This is a genomic window from Dactylosporangium sp. NPDC051484 (genome assembly GCF_040689395.1).
Lineage (GTDB): Bacteria > Actinomycetota > Actinomycetes > Mycobacteriales > Micromonosporaceae > Dactylosporangium.
The window spans coordinates 187629-201201 of record NZ_JBFAZX010000013.1; the positions used below are offsets into that span (position 1 = coordinate 187629).

General features: G+C 67.9%; 15 protein-coding genes. 5 read left to right on the top strand and 10 right to left on the bottom strand.

The window, feature by feature from the left end; all coding sequences use genetic code 11:
• Positions 1-88: 88 nt before the first annotated feature.
• Entirely contained in the window at positions 89-493 is a 405-nt protein-coding gene (locus AB0367_RS22685; protein WP_366228354.1) for a MerR family transcriptional regulator, read from the bottom strand.
• 81 nt (positions 494-574) lie between these two features.
• On the opposite strand from AB0367_RS22685, the gene AB0367_RS22690 reads away from it, so the two are divergent.
• On the top strand, positions 575-1525 hold the full coding sequence (locus AB0367_RS22690; protein ID WP_366228355.1) for an alpha/beta hydrolase: 951 nt from the start codon (positions 575-577) through the stop codon (positions 1523-1525).
• A 104-nt stretch (positions 1526-1629) separates the two neighbouring features.
• Here the strand turns inward: AB0367_RS22690 and AB0367_RS22695 are convergent, their stop codons facing one another.
• Positions 1630-2940 carry an enoyl-CoA hydratase/isomerase family protein gene (locus AB0367_RS22695; RefSeq protein ID WP_366228356.1) on the bottom strand — a complete coding sequence of 437 codons (1311 nt, stop codon included), beginning with the start codon at positions 2938-2940 and terminating at the stop codon, positions 1630-1632.
• A gap of 51 nt (positions 2941-2991) precedes the next feature.
• Between AB0367_RS22695 and AB0367_RS22700 the strand changes: the two genes are divergently transcribed.
• Entirely contained in the window at positions 2992-3309 is a 318-nt protein-coding gene (locus tag AB0367_RS22700; RefSeq protein WP_366228357.1) for an ArsR family transcriptional regulator, read from the top strand.
• 56 nt (positions 3310-3365) lie between these two features.
• Here the strand turns inward: AB0367_RS22700 and AB0367_RS22705 are convergent, their stop codons facing one another.
• The 3 genes from AB0367_RS22705 to AB0367_RS22715 form a co-directional block, all read right to left on the bottom strand.
• Positions 3366-4571 (bottom strand): IS256 family transposase, encoded by a 1206-nt coding sequence (locus tag AB0367_RS22705; RefSeq protein ID WP_366228383.1) that lies wholly within the window; start codon positions 4569-4571, stop codon positions 3366-3368.
• 460 nt (positions 4572-5031) lie between these two features.
• Positions 5032-5544, bottom strand: a complete 513-nt coding sequence (locus tag AB0367_RS22710) for an AAA family ATPase (RefSeq protein ID WP_366228358.1) — start codon at positions 5542-5544, stop codon at positions 5032-5034.
• Between the two features lie 582 nt (positions 5545-6126).
• A complete protein-coding gene (locus AB0367_RS22715) occupies positions 6127-6498 on the bottom strand; it encodes a metalloregulator ArsR/SmtB family transcription factor (protein WP_366228359.1) in 372 nt (123 codons plus the stop codon).
• A 322-nt stretch (positions 6499-6820) separates the two neighbouring features.
• Here AB0367_RS22715 and AB0367_RS22720 point away from each other — a divergent pair, with 322 nt between their 5' ends.
• Entirely contained in the window at positions 6821-7438 is a 618-nt protein-coding gene (locus AB0367_RS22720) for an SHOCT domain-containing protein (RefSeq protein WP_366228360.1), read from the top strand.
• Positions 7439-7550: 112 nt separating this feature from the next.
• Here AB0367_RS22720 and AB0367_RS22725 read toward each other — a convergent pair whose 3' ends face one another.
• The 3 genes from AB0367_RS22725 to AB0367_RS22735 all read right to left on the bottom strand — a co-directional run bounded on the left by AB0367_RS22725 (position 7551) and on the right by AB0367_RS22735 (position 9294).
• The gene (locus AB0367_RS22725) at positions 7551-7826 is read right to left on the bottom strand and encodes a hypothetical protein (RefSeq protein ID WP_366228361.1); all 276 of its coding nucleotides are present in this window, start codon (positions 7824-7826) and stop codon (positions 7551-7553) included.
• A gap of 851 nt (positions 7827-8677) precedes the next feature.
• Positions 8678-8989 carry a tetratricopeptide repeat protein gene (locus AB0367_RS22730; RefSeq protein WP_366228362.1) on the bottom strand — a complete coding sequence of 104 codons (312 nt, stop codon included), beginning with the start codon at positions 8987-8989 and terminating at the stop codon, positions 8678-8680.
• Positions 8965-9294, bottom strand: a complete 330-nt coding sequence (locus tag AB0367_RS22735; protein WP_366228363.1) for a hypothetical protein — start codon at positions 9292-9294, stop codon at positions 8965-8967. Before AB0367_RS22735 ends, AB0367_RS22730 begins: the two co-directional genes overlap by 25 nt.
• A gap of 4 nt (positions 9295-9298) precedes the next feature.
• Between AB0367_RS22735 and AB0367_RS22740 the strand changes: the two genes are divergently transcribed.
• A complete protein-coding gene (locus tag AB0367_RS22740) occupies positions 9299-9712 on the top strand; it encodes a hypothetical protein (protein ID WP_366228364.1) in 414 nt (137 codons plus the stop codon).
• A 193-nt stretch (positions 9713-9905) separates the two neighbouring features.
• On the opposite strand, the gene AB0367_RS22745 is transcribed toward AB0367_RS22740, so the two are convergent.
• Positions 9906-10925 (bottom strand): hypothetical protein, encoded by a 1020-nt coding sequence (locus tag AB0367_RS22745; protein ID WP_366228365.1) that lies wholly within the window; start codon positions 10923-10925, stop codon positions 9906-9908.
• 61 nt (positions 10926-10986) lie between these two features.
• Complete coding sequence (locus AB0367_RS22750) at positions 10987-12312, bottom strand: hypothetical protein (protein WP_366228366.1); 1326 nt, start codon at positions 12310-12312, stop codon at positions 10987-10989.
• A gap of 539 nt (positions 12313-12851) precedes the next feature.
• Here AB0367_RS22750 and AB0367_RS22755 point away from each other — a divergent pair.
• Positions 12852-13541 (top strand): IS6 family transposase, encoded by a 690-nt coding sequence (locus tag AB0367_RS22755; protein WP_366228384.1) that lies wholly within the window; start codon positions 12852-12854, stop codon positions 13539-13541.
• Positions 13542-13573 lie beyond the last annotated feature (32 nt).

Sequence of the window (13573 nt, forward strand, 5' to 3'; positions counted from 1 at the left end):
GACGTCGAGAGTCCGCGCGCCCCCGGCGACGTCTGGGACCGCTATGTCCGGCCCGGGCGCTGCGGGGAGAACGAGCCCAGAAGCGGACTTACGGCTGAACTGAGACCGCGTCGGGGAGCAGGCGGCTCTTGAAGTCGGGGCACTCCACCAGGGGCGAGTGCGTGCACGTCGAGGCGTGACGCAGGCTGTCGCGCATCCGCATCAACCGCGCGATCTCCTCATCGAGTTCCTGTGCCCGCTGCCCCATCCGCTCACGGAGCTCGTCGTCGCCGGGCGTCGCGACCAGGAATCGCGCGATCTGTGCCAAGGTGAAACCCGCCTCCTGCGCGCAGCGGATCAGGATGAGTCGGTCGATGACCTCTGGAGCGAAGGTGCGCCGCAGGCCATTGCGCCCCCTGGATGCGATCAGCCCGCGTCGCTCATAGAACCGCAGCGCCGACGCGGTCACGCCCGCCAGCTCGGCGACCTTGGCGATGTCCAGCTCAGTATCCATCTCGCCCCCTTGACTTGAAGCGTGGTTCAAGTTGCACCCTCGATCGTGACAGCTGTCCACTGAGCAGACAAGGACTTCGTCATGCCGCTCCACCCACAGGTCGAGGCTCATCTGGCCAGGCTCGCGGCCGTCAACCTCGTCGGGCTTCACACCGTTTCACCACAGCAGGCGCGCGAAGGCGCCCGTCGCCTTACCGCCGCCTCGATCGGCGAAGCCGAACCCGTTGCCGAGGTGACCGACAGCGTCGCCGCCACCAGGGCCGGCGACATCCCGATCCGGATCTACCGCCCAGTGCTGGGAGCGCCGGTGGCCGACCCGTTGCCGGTTGTCGTGTTCTTCCACGGCGGAGGCTACGTGCTCGGTGATCTCGACTCCCACGACGCCCTCGCGCGCTCCATCGCGAACACAGCGGGGACGGTCGTGATCTCGGTCGACTATCCGCTCGCGCCCGAGCGCAAGTACCCGGCCCAGATCGACACCGGACTCGCTGCGACGGCCTGGGTCGCCGACCATGCGGCCGAGCTCGGCGTTGACGCCGATCGGCTGGCCGTGGCAGGCGACAGTGCCGGCGGCAACCTCGCCGCGGTCGTCGCGCTGAAGGCACGCGACGACGGTGCACCGCACATCGCATTCCAGCTTCTCATCTACCCCGACCTCGACTTCCGGCGCAAGAACGACTCCATCACCCGGCTCGCCGGCCGCTACGGCAATGTCACGCGGGAAGCGCAGTTCTGGTTCATGGACCACTACCTCGACACCCCGGCACAACGACTCGACCCCCGCGTCTCGCCCCTGCTCGAACCGGATCTGGCCGGGCTCCCACCGGCATACATCATTACAGCGGAGTACGACGCGCTCCGCGACGAAGGCGAGCAGTACGGCCAACGGCTACGCGACGCAGGCGTTACCACGACCGTGCGCCGCTACGACGGAATGATTCACGAGTTCCTCCGCCACCCGTTCGATGACGCCGAGGTCGCGGTCACGGAGTTGGCCGCCGCACTCCGCGATGCCCTGGCAAGCAACAGGTGACCCTTGCCTGCCTGCCGACTCCGTGTCGAAGGGGGCGTCGACCAGCCTCGGCAAGAGTGTCGTCGCGATCGCGCAGGTGCCACCGGGGCGCGGCGAGCGGGCTGTCACGCCCGGGTGACCGGGCCAGCCTCGGGCGCCGCGTACGCCAGGTGGCGCAGGACGCCGCCAGTCCAGGGTGGGTAGCCTGCGGCGAGGACCGAAGCGACATCCGCGCCGGCCGGGTCGACCGTGAGGCCGGCGTCGAGCGCGCGGCGGGCGGCGGCGGCCATGGCATCCGGGTCGGGGCCGGCGTCCAGCAACGCCTGAACGAACGAGACCGTGCCGCCGCTGACCACCAGCGGGATGCCGCCCTTGGCGCGGACCTCGAAGGCCGTGGCCTCGGCGTCGTCGCCGGTGATCTCGACCACCGGGGCGTCCGGGGCGAAGAACACGGCGGCCAGGGGGTTGGCGGTGATCTGTGGGAACTCGCGGACGGCTGCCGCCGTTCTGGTGGTGAGTGGCGTCGGCGGCAAGGTTCCGGCGACCGTACGCATGGCGAAGAAGAGGTGGCTCAGCGCGGGAACTTCGGGCGCGCTCAGCAGCGTACGGAAGAGGGCCGTCTCGATCTCGAAAGCGTCGTCCATGGGCGCCGACGCGCTGCGGATCGCCACCTCCCGAACCGCGGCCAGCGCCCGGACCGGCGAGCCTGCGGACCGGCGGCGCACCTCCTCGGCGAGACCGAGTGGCTCTTCGGTGCCGCCAGGGATTCTGTAGCCGGGCCTTTCCCAGCGCTGGACGAACGGTCCGTCCGGCTGGGCGAGCACCCAGGCGCGGGCGGCGGCGACCACGTCCGTGGCGAGTTCGTCCACCAGGCCGGCGGCCAGCGCGGCCCGGGGGTGGAACGCGGTGCCGGGGCCGACGATGTCGAGCACGGTCGCGGCAATGCCGGTCATGCGAGTCACCCGCACCACGCCACCGCCGCCGGGCATGATGCCCATCCCAGTTTCGGCGAGCGACCAGATCACGGAGTCATCGTCGGGGCCGACGCGGTAGTGGCAGGCCAGCGCGATTTCGAAGCCGCCGCCCAGGGCCGAGCCGTTCAGTGCGGCGGCGACCGGGCGGCCCAGTGTCTCCAGTTGGCGGGCCTGGTCGCGCAGTGGCACCAGCAGGTCGTAGGTGGCGGCGGCCTCTTCCGGGGTGATCTCGCTCGGCTCGAACTCCGGACCTGCCACGAAGGAGCGTTTCGCTGATGTGAGCACTACGCCGCGCAGTTGGTCGAGCCGGGTGGTCAGGTCGTCGAGGCAGGCGTTGAGGCCGTCGTGGTGGCGCTGGTTGAGCATGTTGGCGGTGCGGCCAGGGTCGTCGAGGGTCACCGTGACGACGCCGTCGGTGTCCCAGGCCCAGCGAACCGAGCCAGACTGTTGGACATGTGTCATACCGTCAGCCTAGGGAACGGTATGACACATGTCCAACGGTAGGTTGGGGGCATGACGGGCGACGACGACTCGGTGCCGGACATGTCCGGTGTGACGATGGTCAACGTGTTGCGCGCGGTGGCTGACCCGATCCGCCTGAGGATCGTGCAGACGCTCGCCGACGGTGAACAGCACGCGAAGTGCGGGACGCATTGGGACTTCGGCGTGCACAAGTCGACCATGACCCATCACTTCCGAATCCTTCGGCAGGCGGGCTTGACCCGTACGACGGTGACCGGCCGGACCCATACCATCGTGCTGCGCCGAGATGAATTGAATGTCCGCTTCCCCGGTCTGATCGACGCACTGATCGAGGACAACGGCAGGTAAAGCAACTGTTCGCCGGGGAGTGTCAAGTTAACGGCTGATCTGGATTGTTGAATCGGTCAGTGGTTGGTCAGGGTCAGGCGGCCCTCGAACGCGATCTGGAATGCGTTCAACGGCGCCTTCCAGCGCATGGTCCATCGCCGGCGGCCGGCACCGGTCGGGTCGAGGCTCATCAACGCCATGTACACGCACTTCAAGGCGGCCTGCTCATTGGGGAAGTGCCCGCGGGCCCGCACGGCCTTGCGGATACGCGCGTTGACGCTCTCGATCGCGTTCGTGCTGCAGATGACCTTGCGGATCTCCACGTCGAAGGCAAGGAACGGCACGAACTCGGCCCACGCGTCCGACCACAGCTTCACGATCGCCGGGTACTTCTTGCCCCAGACGTCAGCGAACTCCATGAACCGCTCGGTCGCGGCGTCCTCAGTCGCCGCGGTGTAGACCGGCTTGAGTGCCTTGGCGATCTTGTCCCAGTCCTGCCGTGCCGCGTACCGGAACGAGTTGCGCAGCAGGTGGACCACACACGTCTGGACGATCGTGCGCGGCCACACGGTCGCGACCGCGTCGGGCAGGCCCTTCAACCCGTCGCAGACGAGCATCAGCACGTCAGCGACACCGCGGTTCTTCAGCTCGGTCAGCACGTGCAGCCAGTGTTTGGCGCCCTCGCCGCCGTCGCCGGCCCAGATCCCGAGGATGTCACGGTGGCCGTCGACGGTGACCGCCATGACGACGTAGATCGGCCGGTTCGCGACCTGACCATCCCTGATCTTGACATTGATAGCATCGATGAACACGACTGGATACACCGCGTCGAGGGGCCGGTTCTGCCACTCCGCCATACCGTCGATCACCTTGTCGGTGATCGTGGAGATGGTCTGCTTCGACACCTCGGTGCCGTACACCTCGGCCAGGTGCGCGGCGATCTCGCCATGGGTCAGGCCCTTGGCCGACAGCGACAGCACCAGGTCGTCCACCCCGGACAGCCGCCGCTGACGCTTGCGCACGATCTGCGGCTCGAACGTGCCGGCCACGTCCCGCGGCACCCGGACCTCGACCGGCCCGATGTCGGTCAGCACCGTCTTCGCCCTGGTGCCGTTGCGGGAGTTCCCGCTGCCCTTGCCCGCCGGGTCGTGCTTGTCGTAGCCGACATGGTCGGTGATCTCGCCCTCGAGGGCCGATTCCAGGACCCGCCTGGTCAACTGCTGCAGCAGCCCACCCTCACCGGTCAACTGCAGCCCGTCACCACGAGCCCGATCGACCAGCATCGCGATCAACTGCTCATCCGTGACCGCACCCCCCCGGCACGGCAACGGGCTCCTGCTCGACGGTGGTCTCCGTCGTCATCTGGCGTCTCTCCCTTGATCGGTAGATCCGCCGTTATTTGTACAGTCCTGTTCGCCGGCAGCGGCTCGGGCGCGGCGTCGAGGGCGGCGGTGTCGACGTGGCTCAACGGGGGAGTGCTGGCAACGCAGGTCGCCGAGTGGGCCGGTCACTCGGTTGAGGGAGCGTGAGGGCTGGCTTCAGGCGTCGTCTGGTCGGTGACGCCGTAGCGGCACCAAGGCGGGTGCATCGGCATGGCACTTATGCACGTCGACGATATGGGCCACGCCAGCGTCAAGACCGCGGCGTTGAGGGGGCCTGTTTCGTTGCGCTGGTTCGGTCCCTTCGAGTGACCGAGGGCGCGAAGACCGTTGCGTCGGATGCTGTCGGTTCGATGGTCGGCCGTTACTGGCTTTCCGTAAGTCGCCTTTGTGTTGCCTCGATGACCGTTTCCAGCGGCGCGTAGGTGTCGATCAGGACGTGGTGGTCCGTCCACGGCTCATAGACGGAGGCTCGAGATTCGACGTGGTCCCAGGTCGGCTCCGGGAGGTGGCGCAACCCTCGCCGTCGACTCTCCAGACGGCGCCGATGCTCCTCCTGATTGGAGCAGGTGAGCAATACGAATCGTAGTGCGACGGCCGTATGTTCGGCCGCACGGCGCCAGGTCTGACGAGCTGGTTCGCTGTCGTTGACGGCGTCAATGACGACATCCCAACCCAACGCCAGGTTCTGTTCGGCAGCAGCCCTGGTCACCTCGTATGCCGCGACTCCGGTCTCCCAGCCAGATGGCAGGCCGGCGCCGAGCATGGCGTCCTCGGTGGTGTCGATGGACAGATGTACGGCATGCAATCTGGCGGCGATACCGGCGGCCACGGCGGTCTTGCCGGTGCCCGGTAAGCCAGAGATCACGATCAACATACCTCAGCGTACGTGGTTTCCTCAGCCGGCGAAGCGTGCGGTCGCTCGACTACGCTCGTACCGCGAACGGGCGGCGGCGCGGGGCTGATGCGGGCATATCGTCCAATGTGGATCGTGCTGGAACGGGCGCGGAGTCCACGCTCGAAGACGGTTTGCCAAGATCCGCTTCACAAGTCAGGACTCCATGTGATCGCCTGTTGTGCCCTGCTGTGCGGCGCGAGGCGCTGTATCCCAGGCGGGGCGAGAGACCGTCCGTCTCCTCACCGTCGTAGCGGTGGGGAAGCTGGAGGCGGTCACCCGCGTGCCGCTGGCCAGCGGCGGGGACGGATCGGCGTAGCGCTCGAGGATGGCCAGGTCGGCCTTACCCAGATCACCGTGAGCGGGGTTCGACCAGGTCCTTGACTCGAACCTTGTGGTGCGCGGCGGCCATGGTCAGCCGGTCGCAAGCCCGAACCCGCCGGTCGAGGGCGGCCGCCTCGGCATCGGGCGCAGCAAAGACACCTATCTCCAAGCCCGCTACCGCCGTATCGCCAGCCGAGGATTGCCGGCCCCGGCGCTGGCGCAGGCCTTCGACAGTGCCGCTCAGCGGGCCCTCTTCGTCGCCCGCTTGCGGGGCGGCGTCAACAGGTCGGCTATCGCCGCGATCGAGGACGGCACCAGGCGGTAGTACGCCCAGACGCCGCGCTTCTCGCGCTCGAGCAGGCCGGCCTCGGTGAGGATCCGAAGGTGATGACTCACGGTCGGCTGGGAGAGGCCAAGCGGCGCGGTGAGGTCACTCACGGACGCCTCGCCGTCCGGAGCGGACTGGATCAGACTGAGCAGTCGCAGCCGGGCCGGGTCGGCGAATGCCTTCAGCACTCCCGCGAGCCGTTCGGCATCGGCCCGCTTAATCGGCTCGCCAGCAAGCGGCGAGATAGCAGGCATAGCAGTTTTCGCAGTTCCCACGCCTTCCATTGTTCCACCAACACCATCGATAGGCCGGTGAAACCGGGACCAGTCCCCCGATGGCGATGTGCTCCACCGGTCGCCGGATCGCCGCCGTCAGCCGTTGGTACCCGGTGGGACGCCCTGTCACCCGTTCGTATCCGCTGGCAGGTGACCTGGGGACTCGCGCCATCGAAGCCTAGGGGATAGAGTAAACGGTTACGCAAAACATGCTTCTGGGTGGGCGGTCCTGGCGCTTGAGCTGCCGTTTCGCGGTGCGCAGGCACGGTTCTACGGTCGCAAACCCTAAACGTGGCGAGCCCCGGCCCTGCCACGATCTTGCCAACGCTCGATGCAACAGAGCCGCCTCTCCTCTGCGGAGGTGAAGCCGTCAAGCGTCATCGACACTCCAACGCGGGTGGTCGTGATGATGGGTCGTATTCCGTACGCAACGACGTGGATGGAACGCTCTGATCTGTACGGTCACGCCGTGATGTATCGAGTCCGTTTCGCGATCGGCTTCCTGCTCGGCGTCGTTTGCCTGGGCGTCGCGCTCTTCGCTCTGTTTCAGCTGGTCCGGGGCGGCTCCTGCGCGTCCGGGGGTAACTACGTCTCTGTCCGGCAGTGCCCACCGGGGACCGGCAAATGGGCGTTCATCCTGCCCCTCGCCATCATCGGCGGCATCGCGAGCTTCATCCTGGGCCGACTACGGTTCCGGCAGCCGGTGGCACCTGTCCCGCCGCCGCACCCGCGCCTCTTTGACAACGCTGGTCCGGCGGCATCGCCGTTCGGCGCGCTGGTCGCGATCAACGACGGGCAATTGTTCAAGGCCGGGTCCGGCACCGCGCAGCCCGCCCCGACGATGGACCCGCTGGTCAGGTTAACCATGCTGCAGTCTCTGCGGGACTCCGGTGCGCTGTCGCCAGCCGAGTACGACCAGGCGAAGGCGAAGATTCTGGCCGAGATGTAGGCCTCGTCCCTTGCGCAGGTCAGGTCGATCCGGACCTCGTCGTCAGCGATCGGCGTCCAGTCGATGCCGCGGTCACGCAGTCAAACGTCCACCAGCAGCTGCGGGGATCACGTCAGGCCTGCTGTCGGGCCCTTCCCGCACCGTCCGATTGCGACGCCCCGAGCCGTCCGCCTTCGCCCGGCCCTTCGGACTGGGGCGTCGTGCTGTTCACGGCCGGCGCATCGGCGGCCGTGTTGCGGAAGGCGGCGACTCCGGATCGTCCCGTCAGCTCTTCGCCGGGATCCTCACCGATGAGGAGCTCGAGCACATCGAAACGTTCACCCCGCCGCCGCTGCCAGAGCCGCCCCACTTTCAGCCAGCGCTGAAATATGGCCGACAACTCCTCCAAGACGGACTCCCGAGGCGTGGACCATCCTGGAAGCGGTCATTCTGCTCACGGACCCGGCACTACAGCACCTGATGCAGCATCGCGCCGAGGTGATCGAGGACGGCCACCCCGCCCGAGCGGTCCACGCCGCGAGGCCCGCCCGGGACACCGTGCGCGTGACCGCCGGCCAGCTGACGATGACCACGGACGCAGGCACCGTGTCCACATCCGCCACCCGAACCCGCCGACCGGCCGGTTGCGTTGCTGCTGCCGATCGGCCCAGGTTCGGACAAGATTTACAGAGCCTGGATGGACAGTCACGTCCCGGACAGGCCGAGTTGGCTGTGCGAATGATCGCTGTGGGTGCTCCGTGGGTGGCTCGGATGTTCAGGACCGTGGGCGGACCAGCCCGAACCCGCCCGGATTTCGTGACTGAAGGTACACTGCCATGTTTCACATGGTGGACTGGCAACGTCCGGACCAGGTAATACGCGTCAGGACGGAAACGGATGTGAGCCGTGGTGGGCGGACGGGGTACCCTGTGTGCGCGGGCTGCTAGCTCAATGGCAGAGCTGCGGACTTTTAATCGTCGTGAATCGCAATTGCGGGCCGTATTACAGCGCGATCTACCTGCGTAAACGTGCGATTTGACGGTCCATTGTGGATTTGGATTGCTCCAAGGTTGCTCGGCTGTTCAAGTGGCGGTTTGTCCACGTCTATCCGGGCGCAGTCCGAGTATTTCCGGCGCTGTCCGCTGCGGTTTGAACCCGAGGCATGCTCGCGCGTGCCGACCGGGCTGTCCCGCCGCCGACGCTCGAGCGATCTCGTCAGCGGAGCTTGGATCGTGGATTGGTCAGTCTTTGCAAATGCGCTCATGGCTGGTCTTTGCGATGAGCGAGCCTCTCTGCAGACTCTGGCGCGGCCGGGGGCAGGCCCTCGAGCGCAGTCCGGATGGCAAGCGTCTGCCGATGTTGCGGGCCGAGGGCGGCTTCACCGATGCGCAGGGCCTGCTCGTATTGGGTGCGGGCGCCGTTCAGGTCGCCCAGGGCGCGCAGCACCATGCCGAGGTTGCTGCGGCGGATGCCGGTGGTGGGGTGGTCGGGGCCGAGGGCGGCTTCGCTGATGCGCAGGGCGTGCTCGTGTTGGGTGCGGGCGCCGTTCAGGTCGCCCAGGTCGTGCAGCACGTTGCCACCACGCCAAGACCGACGGTCGCGGCAAGCGCTCCGCCGACGGCCCAGGCGGCTTCTTTCCAGTTGCCGGTGGCGACGTAGGCGACTGCGGAGACGACGCCGGCGATGGTGCCGATGGGGCCGGGGATCATGGAGGCGTAGGAGGCGACGACGGCGACGGTGTTCAGGGCTTTTTTGATGCTGCCCCAGCCCCATTTGCCGTCGAGGTCGGTGCAGTTGATGGGGTCGGCGGAGCAGTAGTCGTAGGCGTTGGAGTTGCCGCCGGGGACGGGGTCGACTTGCAGCGACCTGACGGGCAAGCCCGTGTACATCTACCACGGCGGCAACGACGGCGCCGTCAAGAAGTCGGTGAACGACGACCCGGCCACGTACTTCCGGGACTTCGGCGCCTCGGTCCGGTACGACACCGGCTCGGCCGCCGGGCACGCCTGGGTCACCTCGTACGGCACCGTCGGCTGCTCGGCCACCGCGTCGCCGTACCTCAACGACTGCGGCACCGACCCGCAGCGCGACCTGCTCGGCAAGCTGTTCGGCGGGGTCGCCAGCCCCCAGCACCGGCCCGCTCGGCGGGACCTTCGTCAAGTTCAGCCGGAACGCGTACGCGGTCAACGGCTACGCGCCCGTTCTGAGCGTGGACTCGTGCGGCTTCGCGTGCGTCCCGGCGGCCTGCGCGGCCGGCCAGATCTCTACCGACGCTACGCGTCCTCGGCCTACTGACGTAACGCAAAAGCGGTCGAATACCTACCTTGCAACAGGATGCTGGCTCGGGAGCCGATCACAGCGGGCTGTGCCGCTTCACTCAGACATAAGAAGCGCATCGTCCAGAACGCCAAGTGCAACACCACTGGGAGCTTCTGAGCTTCGCGCGTTCGTCGCCGGCGGCCTCGCATCGGGCGCCGGTGGGCGATGGTCAGGCCAGCCAGTGGTCCAGCTGGGTTAGCAGCTGCGGTGGTGGCACCAGGCCCGGGGAGCCCGCGCGGCGGAACTCCGGGCAGGGTTGGCGCGGCACTCGCAGCTCGGCGACGGCGCCGGTGGCGTCGGCGAGCCAGACGACGTCGATCGCGGTCGGGCCGCCGGCCGTGGCGCAGTCGCTCGTGTCTGTGACGCGCTGGGTGGCGGCGTTGACAAGGTCGTGGAATGCCGTCAGGTTCTGGCGCTGGGCGTGCTGGGTGGCGAGGCGGAGGCCGTCGGGGCTGGTGCGGTAGCGGCACGCCCTGACCTCGACCAGGGCGCTCGGCGCGAACGTGTCCGCCCCACCCCGGTTGCGGGCGAAGTCGTCGCGCGGCTCGTCGGCCCGGGTGCGTACCTCGATGTCGGCCGGTGACAGCGCGGCCGCGCAGGCCGGCGTCTTGACCGCGGCCGGGCTGGTCGCTGCGGCGAGCTGCTCCCGGTAGCGCGCGAGGAAGGTGTCCACCACCGCCGGGTGCGTGCCGTCGGTGCTGATGATGCGGCGGGTGCGCCCATCGGCGCCGGCGGTACCGCAGTTGCGGTCGAGCGGCACGGCTACCGGCGCCCGGCCGGCGTAGCTCACCACGAGCGACATCTCTGTTGGGAACGCGGTCAGCGTGCAGTTCCCGTTGCCGTCTGCCGCGGAGGGCAGCGCGTTCATCGCCGCGACGATCTCGTCCGCCCGCGCTGTGAGTACGCGGGGCGGTGTCGGCTCGATCCAGCTCGGCATGGCGCCGGGCAGCTCGCACAGGGTCACTGATACGACGCCGTCGGCCGGGACGAGCGGCCCGGGCCGGTCAGCAGTCCCGACGCCGCCGGGCCACGTGACTGGGCAGTGCGCCGCGTCGAGTTCGGGTGGCTCCGGAATCGCCGCGGGCGAGGCCACGCCCCGGTGCAGCGCCAGCGGGACGCCGACGGTCACCGCGCCGAGCGCCACCGCGGCCGCCGCCACGACCAGCGCGGTGCGTAGACGAGTCTGCATCTGGGCCTCCTGTCGGCCAGCATAGGGTGGCGCCCGCACCGCGAGCGCCCGCCGGCCCGGCTCAGCCCCAGGTGAAGAGCGTGAAACCCAGGTTGTTGACGAACGCGGACATGCCGATGTACGACACGCCCTCGAAGCACTCCGTGGAGCCGGCGGTGCCGACGCCGGCCACCGGGCACACGACCCAGTTGCCGTAGGAGCCGCTGATGATGCCGCGCGCCTGCATCATGTCGCAGGTGGCGCCGCAGGCGACGACCGGACCGCCGCTGTCGCCCTTCGCGGACGCCATGTTGGTGGTGGTGCGCAGGGCCTGGACGACGTTGTGCCGGGTGATCCCCTCGATGATCGAGTCGACGCCCGCGTACTTCACCTTGATACCGCAGTGGATGCCCGACATCGCCCCCGACGTGCACACCGAGTCGCCAACGTGATTGAGCGTCCACGTTTCGATGCGCTTGTTGTAGCCCGGGTCGTTCCACGCGCCGTCGTAGTAGTTGGCGCCGGCGCTGCCGACGAAGATCCTGACGAACGTGACGTCATATCCGAGGTTGTAGCCCCCCGAGATCGGCGCACCGAGCAGGTTGTACGCGCCGTTGTAGAAGTTCCCGGAGGTGCCGCAGTGCGACGCGCCGAGCAGGACGTCACTCCCGGCATACCGGCCGCCGAACCCGGTGGAGCAGAACTTCGCGTCGGAGTTGTAGATCCGAGCGCCGCCATAGTACGGGCTGGAGTCGGCCGCGCGGCCGTACAGCGGGGTCTGCTCCGCCGCGACCGCCGCCCGCACCGGCACACCGGCGAGCACCTGCGCGTTACTGGCGAACGCATCCGGGGCGACGGCGGTCACCTGCGCCGCAGACACACCCGCCGACCTCGCCTGCGGCGCCGCCGAGGAGTTGTAGGTGACGAACAGGCCGCTCCCGTCCGGCTCGACGGCGATCGAGTTCCACGCCGCGGCGGGGACGTCGGCCGCAGGCTTCCCCTCCACCGCCTTCTCCAGGTTGGCGCGCGCCGCCTCCAGCTCCTCGGCCGAGTACTTCGCGTCGGTCACGGTCACGGCCAGTCCGGCGGTCTTCGCCTCGGCCTGCACGTCCCGCACCTGCTGCGGTACCGCGCCCTTCCAATACACCGACAACACGCCATGCTCCGCGTCCACGACCACACCCGCGTAACCGCCGCTGTGCCGTTCCTCGGTGCCGGCCGTACCGGTGATCAGGTCGGCCAACGCGTCCAGCTTCGCCTGCCGCTCCAACGTCGCCGCGTCGATCCCTTGAACCGCCGTCGACGCCGACGACTTCGCGTCCGCCGCGCCACCTGGATCCGCAAACGCCGTGGTGGCGGTGCTGGATGCCAGGCCGACGACCGCGATGGTGACTGTCACAAGCCTCAAGGCACGCAAGAGTCCATCCTCCCCCGTTAGTAGAGGCACCCACTATGGCAGGACACAAGCTAAATTTGAAATATTTACATTTAATCCCAGTCCACCCGAGGCCGTGACTAGGACCCTGTAGGTCAGCATGATCCGGTCACCCAGAGGCTAAATTTAAATGCCCATCGCAAGGTCCACCATCAGCGCCAGGCGGGGATGCCAGCTGCTGGTGGCAGCCGATTGCTGTGCTGGTGTGCGGCTGGTGCACGCAGGTCGGCCAGGGACTTTTGCAACGGAACGGCTGTTATGGCGCCCGACTGCGACCCTGGCCGGACGCTGCGGAGGTCGACCGACGGTGCCGTCGTCCATCCATGATCCGGAATCGGTCGGCCGTTCGGTCATGTTCGATGCCGTCTTGTCTGTCAGGGTCGAATCGAATGTCGAGCTGTCGCGCGTGGATGGGGCGGGTGCGTGGACCGTGGGTGGCTCTGTTGCATTGAGCGTTGGCATGATCGCGGCATGCTTGACCAGTGAAGCTGACGGCCCGTCCTCATCCCTGGCTGCCACCGAAGTCGGCGTTTGCCGGGTTCCGGTTTCCGCCTGAGGTGATCATGGTCGGGGTGCGCTGGTACCTGCGGTTCAACCTGTTCTACCGGGACGTGGAAGAACTGCTGGTCGAACGCGGCATCGAGATCGACCACGTCACCGTGTTCCGGTGGGTGCAGCGGTTCACCCCGCTGCTGGCCGACGCTGCCCGGTTCTGCCGCCATTCGCCAGGCGAGAGGTGGCACGTTGACGAGACGTACGTCAAGGTCAACGGAGTTTGGCGGTACGTCTACCGGGCGGTCGACCAGTACGGGCAGGTCATCGACGTGCTGCTCTCGGCCCGCCGAGATGCCGACGCGGCTCGGCGGTTCTTCCGGCGGGCGCTGTCCTCGTTGAAGGCCAAGCCCACCGAGGTGGTCACCGATGCCGCCGCGGTCTATCCCGGCGTGCTCGATGAGCTGATCCCGCAGGCGTGGCATCACGTGGAGCAGCACGCGAACAATCCCATCGAGGCTGACCACAGCCAGCTCAAACACCGGTTGAGATCGATGCGCGGCCTACGCACCGACCGCACAGCCTGGACGATCATCGCCGGCCACAGCTTCATGCAGAACCTCCGACGCGGCCACTACGAACTCGGACTCGACTCCCCGCCCGCTCTGCAGGTCGCAGCCGCGTTCACCGAACTCGCCCGGGCAATCTGACCGCGGACCCGAACGGGATCAACACGTCCGCC